Here is a 14978-nt window from a genome sequence, read left to right as displayed (position 1 = left end):
TTTGGATGCCAAAAATTATTTGGCTTTTTGTCCTCTAACAGTTTTGTTCTTTGTCTTGGATTTAGAACCTACTCTGGACATGGCACATCTAAATCCTATATAATCCGTTGCCATATACTGTGGTAGGTACCTTCTCTGTGCAGGATCTAACCAGTATGCCCTGTCTCTCCATGAACCACCTTTGTATACACGTACTTCATCGTTTATCAAAGACGTCCTATCATTTGACTGATCGTACTGTCTGATGAGGTTACCGGCTGAATCTCTTTCAACTTTATGTTTTGGAGAGTTGTACATGGATAGTTCTTCAGATTCCTCCTCATCGCTAAATCTGTCAAAGAATCTTGAAGATCCCGGGTCACCGTCCCTGTATCCTCTATTGTCACTGGAAGAGAAGTTTGTTCTCAAATAGGTTTCTTCTTCATCAACAGGAACCATTTTAATCTCGCCAGGTAGGTTAACGGCAACTACTTTTCCATTTGGTAAGGTGTCGTAAACAATCGAATCCTGTAGGATATTTACTTTTCCATCTTCGCCAATGGCTGTTTTCATGTAGATATTTCCCCTGTAGTAGTTGAAGTCGCTTATTTCATCGTCGACTATGGGTCGGTAAACATCGGCTACCCATTCAGCAACGTTACCGGCCATATCGTAAAGACCAAGGTCGTTGGGCTTGTAGGACATAACCTCTGCGGTAATATCGGCACCGTCATCGGACCATCCGGCGATTCCGCCATAATCTCCTTTTCCTTGCTTGAAGTTGGCCAATTGATCGCCACGTCCAACTCGCTGTCCGTTTCTGGTATAGTCACCTTCCCAAGGATATTTTTTTCTACCTCTGTAGTTGTTGTACTCCCTTTGTCCTACTTGTGCCTGTGCGGCATATTCCCACTCAGTTTCCGTAGGGAGCCTATATTCTGGCATAATAATACCGCTACTTCTTTTAGCATAGGCAGGGACACTATCCTTTTTCATCTTCCCTTGTAGGGAGTCGATCTGACCATTGTAAACGGATTCCGGTCTGTTTAAATAAGCCTCCGTACTAAAAGTTCCGGCAACTTCGCCATTCAGAGCTTGATATTTTGCGTCTTTTGCCAAATAACCTTCCCTTTCAAGCATTATTTCGTTTACTCTGTCCGTTCTCCATTCCGCAAATTGGGTAGCTTGGATCCAGTTTACTCCAACTACCGGATACTCTGCATAGGCAGGGTGTCTTAAATAGTTGTTGGTCATGGTTTCGTTAAAACCTAATCTGTTTCTCCAAACCAAGGTGTCAGGTAAGGCACCTTTGTAAATGTTAGCGTATTTGGGATTTTCAGGAGGATAAACGCTTTTTAGATAATCCAAATATTCCAGATACATGACATTCGTGACCTCTGTCTCATCCATATAGAAGGATTGAACATGTTGTGAAGTAGGGGTATTGTTCCAATCATGCATTACGTCATCCTGTACTTTTCCCTTCGTAAAAGTTCCACCTTCAACAAACACTAGTCCAGGAGCGGTCTCTTGCTCTTTGAAGTCAGTATTGTATTGAAAACCACCTTCCTTTTCATTTATCTTCCAACCTGTAGCTCTGGACACATTTTTGGAGGATGTAGATTTGGAACAGCTGGTAACTGTAAAACCTCCCGCAATCACGGTGCATGAGAGTACAACTTTAAAAAACTGTTTTTTCATAATTAGGACTTGAGTTCAATCTGTTTAAACTAATAGTTCGCTAGTCTAATTTGATTTGGATTTTAATTTAATTTTATCGCTTTTGCTGGTTAAAACGATGTTTTGATTATTATATTTTATCGTTTAAAATATTTTTGGCAAATCCAGCCTTAAAAAATTTTTGATAGCAATTTTGTTCTATGAGGAATAACGCAGCAAAAAAGGATATAGTATATTCGAGGCTTAACTAAAAAGGGAGAATGCCTTGGCTTTCGCACGAGTATTAAAAAAAACCAAAAATATATACTTAATGGTGCAAGATAACGTTGAAAACAGCGTTTACATATAAAATTATGTGGACCAAAGTCATCGAAACACTAAATTGGCCCACTTTATATCAACTATTGAATTAATGAAAAAACTTACACTTATTTTAATGCTTGCCTTTTTTGTGAAGGCCAATGCGCAAGACGATAATAGGGTTATAACTACGGCGGTCCCATTTTTGACTATTGCGGCCGATGCTCGTTCCGCGGGTATGGGTGATATGGGGGTCGCAACTTCTACCGATGCTTTTTCACAACAATGGAACCCTGCAAAATTTGCATTTGCGGAGCGCAAAATGGGAATAGGGCTTAGCTATACACCATATCTAGAAAGTATCATTACAGACATTTCTTTATTGAACGGTAGTTACTATAATAAAATTAATGAGCAGAGCGCTTTTGCCGTTAGTTTGAGATACTTTACATTAGGGGAAATAGAATTGCGCCAATTTGCGAATGACCCTGGTACTTTGGCAAAACCTAATGAACTGGCTTTGGATGGTTCCTACTCTCTAAAACTAAGCCCAACTTTTTCCATGGCGGTTGCTGGTAGGTACATTCGTTCCAACCTACGTTTGCCGCAACAGAGCGGTTCCGTAGATTCCCAAGCGGCGAGCTCTTTTGCAGTGGATGTGGCCGGATTCTATCGTTCCCGGGAAATTGCCTACAATAATTTTGATGGGCGTTGGAGGGCAGGTTTCAATATTTCCAATATTGGAGGTAAGATACAATATGATGAGGGTGGTCAGGAAAACTTTTTGCCCAGCAACCTAAAATTTGGGGTTGGATTTGATTTTATTTTAGATCAGGACAACGTTATTGGAATTACTTCAGAATTTAACAAATTGTTGGTTCCAACACCGCAAGATCAAAATGGTGATGGGGTAATCGATTCTGCGGATAACGATATTTACCAAAATGAAAGTGGTTTTGGTGGAATTTTCAGCTCCTTTGGTGACGCCCCTGATGGTTTCAGTGAGGAACTAAAAGAGATGACTTGGGCCTTAGGCGCTGAATACGTATACCAAGATTCCTTTATGGTAAGAACAGGGTACTTTAACGAAAGCGAGGTAAAGGGCTCTAGAAAGTTTTTTACATTGGGAGCGGGATTCAAGTTTAAGTCGGCACAAATCGACTTATCCTATTTGTTCTCTACTTCCCAAGTTAGAAACCCTTTGGAAAACACGCTACGCTTTGGGTTGACCTTTAGTTTGGGCGAAGAGTTTTATAACGATTGATTTCAGAACGTAATAAATAGAAACCCGCATTTTGCGGGTTTTTTTGTTTTGTATCTTCGAAGAGGAAAAACAAAAGATGGCAAAGAAGAAAAAAATCGGGTTTGATATCCTTATATATGATTCCTTTGAAGCTTTGAAGAAAAGTGACAGGACCTTGTTGGAAAAGTCCATGGAGGCCAGGGGCAACGCCTATGCCCCATATTCCAATTTTCAGGTAGGTGCTGCCTTGGAACTGGAAAATGGTGAAATCGTAATAGGGAGCAATCAGGAAAACGCATCTTATCCCTCCGGACTCTGTGCGGAGCGTGTGGCCGTTTTTTATGCCGGGGCGAAGTTTCCCAATGTAGCGATCAAAACATTGGCCATTTCCGTACAATCAAAAAACAGTGAGGTGTTGGAACCGGCCGCTCCGTGCGGTAATTGCAGGCAGTCCTTATTCGAATATGAACACCGACAAAAATCGCCCATACGGATATTGATGATGGGAGCCCAAGGAAAGGTCGTAGAATGTCCATCGGTTGCCGCTATTTTACCCTTGGGCTTTGATAAAACCTATCTATGATTATATAGGTTTTAAGAAGACCTTTTAAACACGTAAATTCCTTTTTTTGTTAAGGGTGTAATTTCTTCTCGCTTTTATTTCTATTATTTTTATCCATTCATTTATATGTGTATTTTTGTTCTCTTGTGATGTGCTTCTTGAACATTGCTACGGAGTCCGATTAATTTGTAATAAATTTTAAAATCGATGGAAAAAATCACCAAGGAAACTTATTTGAAATGGTACGAGGACATGTCGTTTTGGCGCAAGTTCGAGGACAAACTTGCTGCCGTGTACATTCAGCAAAAGGTAAGAGGTTTTCTTCACTTGTATAATGGTCAGGAGGCAGTATTGGCGGGAGCCTTGCATGCCATGGATTTGACAAAGGACCGAATGATTACGGCGTATAGGAACCATGTTCAGCCCATTGGGATGGGAGTGGACCCACGAAAGGTGATGGCCGAATTATATGGGAAGGTGACCGGAACCTCCAAAGGTATGGGTGGATCCATGCACATATTTTCAAAGGAGCATCGTTTTCACGGAGGCCATGGTATCGTTGGTGGACAAATTCCACTAGGGGCAGGAATGGCGTTTGGTGATAAATACCACGGTAGTGATGCCGTAACCCTATGTTACATGGGAGATGGTGCCGTAAGGCAGGGGTCGCTTCACGAGACTTTCAACTTGGCCATGCTCTGGCAATTGCCCGTGGTTTTCGTTTGTGAGAATAATGGGTACGCCATGGGAACATCCGTGGCCAGAACCTCTTTTTCCACCGATATTTGGAAATTGGGATTGGGTTATGAAATGCCCTGCGGTCCGGTAGACGGAATGAATCCGGTAACCGTTGCCCAAGAGATGAGCAAGGCCATTGAACGGGCACGTTCTGGAGGTGGTCCAACTTTCCTAGAAATGAAAACGTATAGATATAGGGGTCACTCTATGTCAGACGCTCAACATTATAGAACCAAGGAGGAGGTAGAGGAATACAAGAAAATTGATCCGATCACCCAGGTCTTGGATATTATCAAGGAAAATAAATACGCAACAGACGAGGAAATCAAGAAGATCGACAAAAGGGTCAAGGATTTGGTTAAGGAATGCGAAGAGTTTGCGGAGAAATCAGAGTATCCGCCCGTACAACAATTATACGATATGGTATACGAGCAAGAAGATTTTCCATTCGTTCAACATAAATTGTAATTAAATGGCAGAAGTAATTAATATGCCGCGATTAAGCGATACCATGGAAGAAGGTACCGTTGCAAAGTGGTTGAAAAACGTAGGGGATAAGGTAGAAGAAGGCGATATTTTGGCCGAAATCGAAACGGATAAGGCTACTATGGAGTTTGAATCATTTTACCAAGGTACATTGCTTCATATTGGTATTGAGGAAGGTGATGGGGCTCCTGTAGATACATTGTTGGCGATTATCGGTGAAGAAGGAGAGGACATTTCCGGACTTTTGAACGGTGGGGGAAGTCAAAAGAAAGAAGAAAATGCTTCGGAAGACAAAGCCGAAGAAAAGAGCGCTGAAACTTCGGATGATTCGGAGGATGAAGAAGGCGACACATCGGCCACTGAAATTCCTGAAGGAGTTGAAATCGTGAAGATGCCGCGCCTAAGCGATACCATGGAAGAAGGAACCGTAGCCAGTTGGTTGAAACAAGTGGGAGACGTGGTTGAGGAAGGTGATATTTTGGCCGAAATCGAGACGGACAAGGCAACCATGGAATTCGAGTCTTTCTATTCCGGAAAGTTACTTCATATTGGAATCCAGGAAGGGGAATCCGCGCCCGTTGATGCTGTTTTAGCCGTCATAGGGCCCGATGGTACCGATGTTGATGCGGTTTTGAACGCAAAGTCAGGCTCCAAAAAAAGTACAAAGACAGAAGTGAAAAAAGAAGAAGCATCAAAGGCTTCCGAAACAGAAGATACATCGAGTAAGGAATCTACTTCCGTAACTTCGGATGGCAATAGAATCTTTGCATCGCCCTTGGCAAAGAAAATAGCAGAGGATAAGGGAATTGACCTTTCCAAGGTGTCCGGTACGGGCGATAATGGGAGAATCATTAAAAAGGATATAGAAAACTACAAACCTGCGGAAGCACCAAAAGCTGCACCGGAAGTTTCAAAAACGGAAAAGGCCAGTGCGCCTGCTGTTTCCATGGCAATTCCTGCTGGTGAGGAAGGTGTGGAGGAAAGCAAGAATTCCAATATGCGAAAGGCCATCGCCAAGGCATTGGGGAATTCCAAGTTTACCGCACCCCATTTCTATTTGACCATTGAGGTGGATATGGATAACGCCATCGCTTCAAGGGCCCAGATAAATAGCTTGCCAGATACCAAGGTGTCTTTCAATGACATGGTATTAAAGGCCTGTGCCATGGCATTACGAAAACATCCTCAGGTTAATACTACATGGAACGGTGATACCACGAAGCAGTACAAACATATCCATATGGGTGTTGCCGTAGCTGTAGACGAAGGGTTGGTTGTGCCGGTAATCAAGCATGCGGACTTACTGGGTCTTACGCAGATCGGTGCAGCAGTGAAGGAGTTGGCCGGTAAAGCGAGAAACAAGAAAATTGCTCCTGCCGAAATGGAGGGAAGTACCTTTACCGTTTCCAACTTGGGAATGTTCGGGATACAGGAATTCACATCGATTATAAATCAACCCAATTCCGCCATACTTTCCGTTGGGGCCATCGTTGAAAAACCGGTGGTCAAAAATGGGGAAATCGTGATAGGGAATACCATGAAATTGACCTTGGCCTGCGACCATAGAACTGTTGATGGTGCCGTGGGAGCGCAATTTTTACAGACGCTTAGGTACTATGTGGAAAACCCTGTGACCATGTTGGCCTAATCGGCCCAGAACAATATAGTGTAAAAGCATCTCTTAACGGAGATGCTTTTTTTTATCTTTATCACTCAAACACATTTATATGATACGAACGCTGACAAGTTTTCTTTCCGTCCTGATTTTGGTTTCCTGTGGGTCCAAAAAGATAAACAATGAAACGGTATTGAACCCAGATGGTCCTGAGAGACTTAAAGGAAGAATGGTTTCGGAGGAAATTAAGACTTCCATGAACGATTCGGGAAAATTCAGTGGCAAGGAGGTTGTTTTTTCAACTTCGGAGGATATCGCCGTAATTATGGATTATTTGGCATCCGATGCATTAGAGGGAAGAGGATCCGGTACCAAAGGCATCGAAATGGCGGCCGACTTTATAGAAGACCGATTTTCATCCAGTGGCATCGCACCTTATTTTACGACCTATAAGGATACCTTGGAAAACTTTGAAGGAGTAGCGTTCAACGTTGTAGGGGTTTTGGAGGGTACCGACCCAGCTTTGAAGAACGAATATGTGATGCTGGGCGCACATTATGATCATCTTGGGATTGTAAGTCCTGAGAATGGGGACGATATTGCAAACGGCGCCAATGACAATGCATCTGGAACCACAACGGTCATGGAACTCGCCCGATATTTTGGCAAGGAAAAAACGAATAAAAGAAGTCTTATTTTTGCATTGTTCAGTGCGGAAGAAAAAGGACTTTTAGGTTCAAGGCATTTGGCCAAAAAGCTGAAAGATCAAGGATTGGATATGTATGCCATGTTGAATTATGAAATGGTGGGCGTACCCATGGTGGACAAGGACCATTTGGTGTATCTCACCGGGTATGAATTATCGAACATGGCCGAGGTTAGTAACGCCTACGCCGGGGAAAAGGTAGTTGGGTTCTTGCCCCAGGCCAAGGAATTCAATCTCTTTAAAAGATCGGATAACTATGCCTTCCATCAAGAGTTCAATATTCCCTCCCAAACGTACAGTACGTTTGACTTTACGAACTTCCCCTACTATCACAAAGTGGACGACGAAACCTCCGAAATGGATTATGGACATATGGCCACTATCGTGAACAAAATGATACCCATTGTAGAAGGGATCGCCAATTCGCCGGTTAAGGAAATAAAATATAAGTAATGGCCAACGTAATCATAACAGGATCAAGCAGGGGTATAGGCTTTGAAATGGCCCAATTGTTTGCCAATGAAGGACATTCTGTTTTGGCACTTTCCAGAAATGAGGAGCCCATACAAAGCCTTGAAAATAAAAACATTACCGGGTTTTCGTTCGATTTGTCCAGTGCTTCGGATTTTGTAAAAGTTGAAGAATTTATAAAAAAGGAATGGCAGAAAGTGGATGTCCTGATCAACAATGCAGGTGCCCTTTTGAACAAGCCTTTTGCCGAGACTTCTTTGGATGAATTTAAAAAGGTATATGATGTAAATGTCTTTGGGGTGGCGGCCATGATAAAATTGGTAGTGCCCTATATGTCAAAAACGGGACATGTGATTACCATCAGTTCCATGGGAGGAGTACAGGGAAGTATGAAGTTTCCGGGCTTATCGGCCTATAGTTCGAGTAAGGGTGCCGTTATTACACTTACGGAATTGCTGGCGGAGGAATACAAGGAAACAGGTCCCTCGTTCAATGTATTGGCCTTGGGCGCTGTCCAGACCGAAATGCTGGAGGAAGCTTTTCCGGGATACAAAGCCCCGGTAACGGCATTGGAAATGGCAACATATATCAAGGGATTTGCGCTTGGCGGCCACACCCTCTTCAATGGGAAGTTACTTCAGGTTTCAAATTCTACACCCTAAATAGTGATGGCTTTAAGGCTATGTCCACTGGTGTTTTGTTAATTAAAATCAATTCCGCTCAATTCTTAATTTTTCGGGTATTTTTGTTTTAATGGAAGCTATTTTGGGTAAATATTTGCCGGAACGATCTGTAAATCCCTGTCTGCAACTCATTAAGGATAATGGTGTGCATCTTAAAATTGTAAACGAAAGGGTTACCAGACATGGGGATTATAGGAGGCTTCCCGATGGTAAACACATCATTACCGTAAACGCTACCCTCAATAAATATCGGTTTTTAATTACCTTGGTTCATGAAATTGCACATTTGGTCGCTTTTGAAAAATATGGCCGCAGGATTAAACCGCACGGGTTGGAGTGGAAAAGAACGTTTCAGTATTTAATGTTACCTTTTTTACGACCGGAAATTTTTCCGTCCAAATTATTGCCCTTGTTGGCCATCCATTTTAAAAACCCCAAGGCAAGCAGTAGTACGGATGCAAGATTGTCAATGGCCTTACAGCAATTTGATGCGCAAGAAAATGACAAAACATACGTTTTTCAATTACCTTTTGGAAGTGTTTTCAGGATATATAATGGAAAGCTATTCAAGAAAGGCAATAAAAGAGTTAAGAGATTTGAATGCGTTGAGGTCAAGACGGGAAGGGTATACCTTTTTCAGCCCAATGCGGAGGTAGAACTTATAACCAGTTAACATGAACAAAAATTATTATGCCGTTTTAATGGCAGGAGGTGTGGGCTCAAGATTCTGGCCCATAAGTACAACGGATTATCCCAAGCAATTCCATGATATGTTGGGCACGGGTGAAACGCTCATTCAAAAGACCTTTCAAAGGCTGAATAAGTTCGTTCCAACCGAGAATATTCTAATTTTAACCAATGAACGCTACAACGATTTGGTTTTGGAACAGTTGCCCATGGTATCTCAAGAGCAGGTGGTTTTGGAACCTGCCATGCGAAATACCGCTCCGTGTATCCTTTACGCGGCCCTCAAGATTCAGAAAATGAACCCCAATGGGGTAATGATCGTGGCGCCTAGCGACCATTGGATCGAGGACGAAGAGGCTTTTGCCGCGGACGTTACGGCTTGCTTCGATAAATGTGAAAAGGAAAAAGTGCTTTGTACATTGGGTATAAAACCCACATTTCCCAATACCGGATTTGGATATATCGAGTTTGATAAATCCGATGATAACCAAATCAAAAAGGTAAATCAATTCAGGGAAAAGCCCGATTATGAAACGGCCAAGGAATTTTTGGTTCAGGGGAATTTTTTGTGGAATGCCGGTATTTTCATGTGGAGCGTTAGAACGATCGTAGATGCCTTTAAGGAGTATCAGTCAACCCAATTCCATTTATTCCATGATGGGCTTTCCTGTTTGAATACATCCGAAGAAAAAATTTTTATTGCCGAAAATTATCCGAAAGCTGAAAATATTTCCATTGACTATGCTATTTTGGAAAAGTCCGGTGCCATTTTTGTTCTAGAAGCCACATTTGATTGGAACGACCTTGGCACGTGGGGTTCCTTGTTCGATAAATTGAACAAGGACAACATGGGCAACGCAGTCGTCAACGCCCAACTTTCGGCCGAGGATGCCACAGGGAATATGATCCGTACCCCTAAAGACAAGATAGTAGTTGTTGACGGGCTGAAGGATTACATCATAGTGGACAAGGAAGAAGTATTGTTAATTTATCCAAAAGCCAAGGAGCAGGATATTAAAAAGGTACTAAATTCGGTCAAGGAAAATTTTGGTGATAAGTACGCGTAACTATGCAGGATAAATTCGGTCAGGACAACGTTACTCCAACGGACAATACCCCGGATAGCGGGGACGAGGTAAAAAGGGACTTTCAGGGACTTTTGGGCAGTATAAAAAAGTTTCTTCTGGAATTGCTGGACATAAGGACCAACACGGACCAGGACGCCACTAGGGAAGCGATCATTGCAGATATTCCCTTTAAGGGACATACCTCATGGATCCTTGTTTGCTCCATCTTTATTGCCTCCATAGGGTTGAACGCAAACTCTACTGCGGTAGTTATTGGCGCTATGTTAATTTCTCCCCTAATGGGCCCAATTTTAGGTATTGGGCTTTCCGTAGGTATCAATGATATCGATACCCTAAAAAGGTCTTTAAAGAATTTTGGGGTGATGGTGGTTTTAAGCGTGCTGACCGCTTTTCTTTTTTTCAGGTTCTTTCCGCTGCGGGACGAGTCTTCTGAACTTTTGGCAAGAACGGCCCCGGATATACGGGACGTGTTGATCGCATTTTTTGGTGGATTGGCATTGGTAATCGCAAGGGCGAAAAAAGGAACCATTGCAAGTGTCATCTTTGGTGTGGCCATCGCGACAGCCTTGATGCCTCCATTATGCACCGTTGGCTTTGGATTGGCAATTGGTAATTGGGACTATGCTAGTGGGGCCATGTACCTATTCACCATAAACACCATCTTCATTGCACTGGCCACCTTTCTGGTGATTAAGTTGTTGCGTTTTCCAATGGTACGCTATGTCAACTCAAAACGAAGAAAATTCATCGCAAGGCTGGCCTCTGCTGTGGCCATTGCGGTCATGATTCCCGCGAGCATCACGTTTTGGAACGCGTTACAGGAATCTTTGTTCAGGAAACAGGCCACTATTTTTATCGATGAGAATGTGGTGCCCTATCAATTTTCAGGTCAGGGAAGGTTTTTGGAGAATTTCACGGATTTGGAATATAACAACGGGGAGAATTCTACAATAGAACTGGTTTTTATGGGCAATGAGGTCATTCCCGATAATATAATTGCTACCTGGCGTGCCCAATTAGCGGATAACCCCCGACTGAAGGACACCGATCTGCAGATTATACAAGGTGGGCAAAGCGAGGAGGTAAACCAGCTCAAATACATTAATGAACTGTACGAGACCCAGAAGAACCAGCTGAGCAGCAAGGACGAAAAAATTGCCTTTTTGGAAAGTGAATTGTCAAGATTAAGCAAAGGGGCAGTAGGTCAGATTCCGTTTAAAGAAATAAGTATGGAAGCCAAAACAAATTATGAGAATTTGGAACGCCTGGGATATTCTTATTTAATAGCAACGGATTTCCAAAAGACGGATACCATACCGGTTTTCGAAATTACTTGGAAAAAGGAAGCCAGGAGAAACCAAACGGTCAAGGATACCCAAAAGTTATTGAATTGGCTCAAGCTTCGTTTGAACAATGACAATATTCAGGTAAAGGAAGTAATGGAGGATTAATTTCGTTCCTCAATGTACATCTGCCGTACTTTTTTAAAAAGATCGGAAGAATAGACAAAATTGGTGACCGCCTCGTTCTCGGTCTTGAATATTTCGTTCTTTGTGCCTTCCCATTCCTTAAGACCATCTTTTAAGAATAGAATTTTTTCTCCAATCTGCATTACGGAATTCATGTCATGGGTATTGATTATCGTAGTAATGTTATATTCTTCCGTAATCTCCTTGATAAGATCATCGATGAGGATAGCCGTCTTTGGATCTAATCCAGAATTGGGTTCGTCACAAAATAGGTACTTGGGGTTCATAACGATGGCCCTGGCAATAGCGACACGTTTCTGCATTCCTCCGGAAATTTCTGCCGGAAATTTATTATGGGCATCCACCAAGTTTACCCGTTTCAAAACGGTATTTACCCGATCGTCCATTTCAGATGCCGATTGTTTTGTGAACATTTCCAAAGGAAATTTCACATTGCCGGCTACAGTCATACTATCGAACAGGGCACTTCCCTGGAAGACCATGCCCATTTCCTGCCTTAAATCGCGTTTCTCGTTTTCGGTGAGGTCTGAATATTTTTTTCCGTCGTAGACAATGCTTCCTTTTTCCGGAGAAAACAACCCCAAAAGGCATTTGAGGAATACCGTTTTTCCGGAGCCACTCTGACCTATAATCAAATTGGTCTTGCCATTTTCAAAGGTGGTGGAGATACCTTTTAAAATATGTGCGTCACCAAAGGATTTATGTATGTTGTTCACCTCGATCATTAGCCTAAAAGTAGTTGGGTTAGCAAATAGTTCAAAATGATTATGACCACGCTGGTCCAGACAAAGGACGTGGTACTGGCCTTTCCTACTTCCAGGGCCCCGCCTTTCATATAGTATCCATGAAAGGAAGGTATGGTGGCTATGATGAATGCAAAGATCAGTGTCTTAATGAACGCGTAGGCAATATGAAAGGGAATAAAATCGGTCTGAAGCCCGGTCACAAAGTCGGTACTCGTTAAAAATCCGCCAAACACCCCAGCGAGCCAACCTCCAAAAATTCCAACATACATGGAAATGGCAATCGCAAAAGGGTAAAAGAGCATCGCAATGATTTTTGGGAATACCAAATAGTTCAAAGAATTTACGCCCATGACTTCCAAGGCATCTATTTGTTCCGTGACCCGCATGGTTCCAATGCTCGAAGTGATGTAAGAACCCACTTTTCCCGCCATGATTATGGATACGAACGTAGGTGCAAATTCCAATATAACGGACTGCCTTGTGGCAAATCCAATGAGACTTCTTGGAATGATGGGATTCGTGAGATTCAGTGCGGTCTGTATGGCAACAACGGCGCCAATAAAAAAGGAAATGAAGATAATGATGCCAAGTGATCCGTACACTAGTTCATCTACTTCTTTTAAAATCAGGGATTTCATTATGCGCCATTTGGTGGGCTTCTTAAAAACCTCTACGACCATCATGGAATAGCTGCCAATCGACGCTAAATAATTCATCCCTTTAAAATAGATTTGTTACGGTAAAAATAACAATAATGGATTTGATTTAACTTCCAATTAATTTTTTCAGGGCTATTTTCTTTATTTTTACGCCTTAATATTTTAGGCATGACCTTTCGTTTCACAACTGTATTACCCAGTATTTTTACCATCCTATTGATTTGTTTCCAAGGCTATTCCCAACGTAAGAACAAGGTTGAGGAGCCTGATGCATTGAGAACCAAGCCTAAATTGGTCGTTGGGATTATTGTGGACCAGATGCGGTACGACTATCTGACCCGCTTTTATGATCAATATGAAGAAGGGGGATTTAAAAGAATGGTGGAAGAGGGTTTCAACTGTAAGAACAACCATTTTAACTATGCCCCAACCAGTACGGGACCTGGGCATACATCGGTTTATACCGGCACCACTCCGGCTACGCATGGTATTATTGGCAATGAATGGTACGACAAAGAAAATGATGTGGATGTGTATTGTGCATCGGACGATAGGTATGTATCCGTGGGTACCACTTCAGATGCCGGCCAAATGTCCCCGCATAGAATGACCGTTACGACCATAACGGATGAACTCAGATTACATACGCAAATGAGGGGAAAGACCATCGCCATCGCCCTTAAGGATAGAGGAGCCGTACTCCCTGGCGGACATACCGCCAATGCCGCGTATTGGTTTCATGGCAAAAATGAGGGTAAGTGGATTACGAGCAGCTACTATATGGATGCCCTTCCAAAATGGGTGGAAGATTTTAATAGTTCTGGAGTCGCCCAATCCTATAAAAAAGGATGGAACACCTTGAAGGATATAAGTACCTATGTAGAAAGTGGCGTGGACGACAATGCTTTTGAAGGACTATTTGATGGTGAAACCTCGTCGTCATTCCCTCACAACCCTCAAGACCTGTTGGACAAAAACAATAATTTTGAGATCATAAAGGCAACTCCCTACGGCAATAGCATCACGACCGATTTTGCCATTGAGGCCCTAGTACGTGAACAATTGGGTCAGGACGAGATTACTGATTTTTTGGCGGTCAGCTATTCAAGCACGGATTATGTAGGGCACATGTTCGGGGTAAACTCCAAGGAAGTGGAGGATACCTATATCCGTTTGGATTTGGATTTGGCGCGACTCTTCAAGGCCTTGGATAAAAATGTGGGCGAAGGGGAGTACACCGTCTTTTTGACGGCAGACCACGCCGCAATCGACGTGCCATCATATCTAATATCGACAAGAATTCCCGCCGGTTATGTGGACAATAGCACTACAAAGGAAAAGTTTACGGAGTTTTTAAGATATACCTATGGAACCGAGGAAATCGTAAAGAATTTTTCAAACTATCAAATTTTTCTGGATCATAAGATTGTAAAAAATCTGGATTTGGAAATCAAGGATGTGCAGGAAGCTATAGCCAAGGAGTTTTTAAGCTATGATTACGTGGATCGCGTGTATACCGGCTATCAAATGTGGCAAAATAATTATTCCTCCGGTATTCCCTATATTCTGCAAAACGGGTACAACCAAAAAAGATCAGGGGATGTACTTCTTGTCCTAAAACCGGGAACCATTACCTATCCTAAAACGGGTTCCACCCATGGATCGCCCCAAATTTATGATACCCACGTACCTTTACTGTTCTTTGGAAAGGGGATACAAAAGGGAAGTACTGTGGAGAGAACCGAAATTCCAGATATCGCCCCTACAATTTCAGCTTTGTTGGGAATCGCTTTTCCCAGTGGAACAACAGGAAAGCCCCTTTCAGAGGTATTGGAATAAATAGGG

At 42.6% G+C, this 14978-nt stretch carries 13 protein-coding genes; 10 read left to right on the top strand and 3 right to left on the bottom strand.

Going from position 1 to position 14978, the window contains the following annotated elements:
- Window positions 1-15: 15 nt before the first annotated feature.
- Window positions 16-1680 carry a gliding motility lipoprotein GldJ gene (gldJ, locus tag ACZ41C_RS03740; protein WP_464564430.1) on the bottom strand — a complete coding sequence of 555 codons (1665 nt, stop codon included), beginning with the start codon at window positions 1678-1680 and terminating at the stop codon, window positions 16-18.
- A gap of 391 nt (window positions 1681-2071) precedes the next feature.
- On the opposite strand from gldJ, the gene porV reads away from it, so the two are divergent.
- The 9 genes from porV to ACZ41C_RS03695 all read left to right on the top strand — a co-directional run bounded on the left by porV (window position 2072) and on the right by ACZ41C_RS03695 (window position 11689).
- Entirely contained in the window at window positions 2072-3223 is a 1152-nt protein-coding gene (porV, locus tag ACZ41C_RS03735; RefSeq protein WP_464564428.1) for a type IX secretion system outer membrane channel protein PorV, read from the top strand.
- Between the two features lie 76 nt (window positions 3224-3299).
- On the top strand, window positions 3300-3785 hold the full coding sequence (gene cdd, locus ACZ41C_RS03730) for a cytidine deaminase (RefSeq protein ID WP_464564426.1): 486 nt from the start codon (window positions 3300-3302) through the stop codon (window positions 3783-3785).
- A gap of 186 nt (window positions 3786-3971) precedes the next feature.
- Complete coding sequence (gene pdhA / locus ACZ41C_RS03725; protein ID WP_138259594.1) at window positions 3972-4970, top strand: pyruvate dehydrogenase (acetyl-transferring) E1 component subunit alpha; 999 nt, start codon at window positions 3972-3974, stop codon at window positions 4968-4970.
- A 4-nt stretch (window positions 4971-4974) separates the two neighbouring features.
- Window positions 4975-6636 carry a pyruvate dehydrogenase complex dihydrolipoamide acetyltransferase gene (locus ACZ41C_RS03720; RefSeq protein ID WP_464564423.1) on the top strand — a complete coding sequence of 554 codons (1662 nt, stop codon included), beginning with the start codon at window positions 4975-4977 and terminating at the stop codon, window positions 6634-6636.
- A 79-nt stretch (window positions 6637-6715) separates the two neighbouring features.
- Window positions 6716-7762 carry a M28 family metallopeptidase gene (locus ACZ41C_RS03715; protein ID WP_464564421.1) on the top strand — a complete coding sequence of 349 codons (1047 nt, stop codon included), beginning with the start codon at window positions 6716-6718 and terminating at the stop codon, window positions 7760-7762.
- Window positions 7762-8442 carry an SDR family NAD(P)-dependent oxidoreductase gene (locus ACZ41C_RS03710; protein WP_464564419.1) on the top strand — a complete coding sequence of 227 codons (681 nt, stop codon included), beginning with the start codon at window positions 7762-7764 and terminating at the stop codon, window positions 8440-8442. Before ACZ41C_RS03715 ends, ACZ41C_RS03710 begins: the two co-directional genes overlap by 1 nt.
- A 91-nt stretch (window positions 8443-8533) precedes the next feature.
- Window positions 8534-9136 carry a SprT-like domain-containing protein gene (locus tag ACZ41C_RS03705; RefSeq protein ID WP_464564417.1) on the top strand — a complete coding sequence of 201 codons (603 nt, stop codon included), beginning with the start codon at window positions 8534-8536 and terminating at the stop codon, window positions 9134-9136.
- A 1-nt stretch (window position 9137) separates the two neighbouring features.
- Window positions 9138-10217: a mannose-1-phosphate guanylyltransferase gene (locus ACZ41C_RS03700; protein WP_464564415.1), complete on the top strand. Its 1080-nt coding sequence runs from the start codon at window positions 9138-9140 to the stop codon at window positions 10215-10217.
- 2 nt (window positions 10218-10219) lie between these two features.
- A complete protein-coding gene (locus ACZ41C_RS03695) occupies window positions 10220-11689 on the top strand; it encodes a DUF389 domain-containing protein (RefSeq protein WP_138259600.1) in 1470 nt (489 codons plus the stop codon).
- On the opposite strand, the gene ACZ41C_RS03690 is transcribed toward ACZ41C_RS03695, so the two are convergent.
- Window positions 11686-12453, bottom strand: a complete 768-nt coding sequence (locus ACZ41C_RS03690) for an ABC transporter ATP-binding protein (protein ID WP_138259601.1) — start codon at window positions 12451-12453, stop codon at window positions 11686-11688. The two genes, ACZ41C_RS03695 and ACZ41C_RS03690, sit on opposite strands and share 4 nt — an antisense overlap.
- A complete protein-coding gene (locus ACZ41C_RS03685) occupies window positions 12453-13190 on the bottom strand; it encodes an MlaE family ABC transporter permease (protein WP_138259602.1) in 738 nt (245 codons plus the stop codon). The genes ACZ41C_RS03690 and ACZ41C_RS03685 overlap by 1 nt, the downstream gene beginning before the upstream one ends.
- A gap of 111 nt (window positions 13191-13301) precedes the next feature.
- Between ACZ41C_RS03685 and pafA the strand changes: the two genes are divergently transcribed.
- Window positions 13302-14972, top strand: a complete 1671-nt coding sequence (gene pafA, locus ACZ41C_RS03680) for an alkaline phosphatase PafA (protein WP_464564412.1) — start codon at window positions 13302-13304, stop codon at window positions 14970-14972.
- Window positions 14973-14978 lie beyond the last annotated feature (6 nt).

Source organism: Maribacter sp. C-4077, from assembly GCF_055378385.1.
Note: the sequence above shows the minus strand (reverse complement) of the source record. Positions and strands in the feature narration are given on the sequence as shown.

Excerpts from the sequence above, each read along its gene's own strand:
- gldJ (WP_464564430.1), bottom strand. The coding sequence starts at position 1,680 with ATGAAAAAACAGTTTTTTAAAGTTGTACTCTCATGCACCGTGATTGCG.
- porV (WP_464564428.1), top strand. The coding sequence starts at position 2,072 with ATGAAAAAACTTACACTTATTTTAATGCTTGCCTTTTTTGTGAAGGCC.
- cdd (WP_464564426.1), top strand. The coding sequence starts at position 3,300 with ATGGCAAAGAAGAAAAAAATCGGGTTTGATATCCTTATATATGATTCC.
- pdhA (WP_138259594.1), top strand. The coding sequence starts at position 3,972 with ATGGAAAAAATCACCAAGGAAACTTATTTGAAATGGTACGAGGACATG.
- ACZ41C_RS03720 (WP_464564423.1), top strand. The coding sequence starts at position 4,975 with ATGGCAGAAGTAATTAATATGCCGCGATTAAGCGATACCATGGAAGAA.
- ACZ41C_RS03715 (WP_464564421.1), top strand. The coding sequence starts at position 6,716 with ATGATACGAACGCTGACAAGTTTTCTTTCCGTCCTGATTTTGGTTTCC.
- ACZ41C_RS03710 (WP_464564419.1), top strand. The coding sequence starts at position 7,762 with ATGGCCAACGTAATCATAACAGGATCAAGCAGGGGTATAGGCTTTGAA.
- ACZ41C_RS03705 (WP_464564417.1), top strand. The coding sequence starts at position 8,534 with ATGGAAGCTATTTTGGGTAAATATTTGCCGGAACGATCTGTAAATCCC.
- ACZ41C_RS03700 (WP_464564415.1), top strand. The coding sequence starts at position 9,138 with ATGAACAAAAATTATTATGCCGTTTTAATGGCAGGAGGTGTGGGCTCA.
- ACZ41C_RS03695 (WP_138259600.1), top strand. The coding sequence starts at position 10,220 with ATGCAGGATAAATTCGGTCAGGACAACGTTACTCCAACGGACAATACC.
- ACZ41C_RS03690 (WP_138259601.1), bottom strand. The coding sequence starts at position 12,453 with ATGATCGAGGTGAACAACATACATAAATCCTTTGGTGACGCACATATT.
- ACZ41C_RS03685 (WP_138259602.1), bottom strand. The coding sequence starts at position 13,190 with ATGAATTATTTAGCGTCGATTGGCAGCTATTCCATGATGGTCGTAGAG.
- pafA (WP_464564412.1), top strand. The coding sequence starts at position 13,302 with ATGACCTTTCGTTTCACAACTGTATTACCCAGTATTTTTACCATCCTA.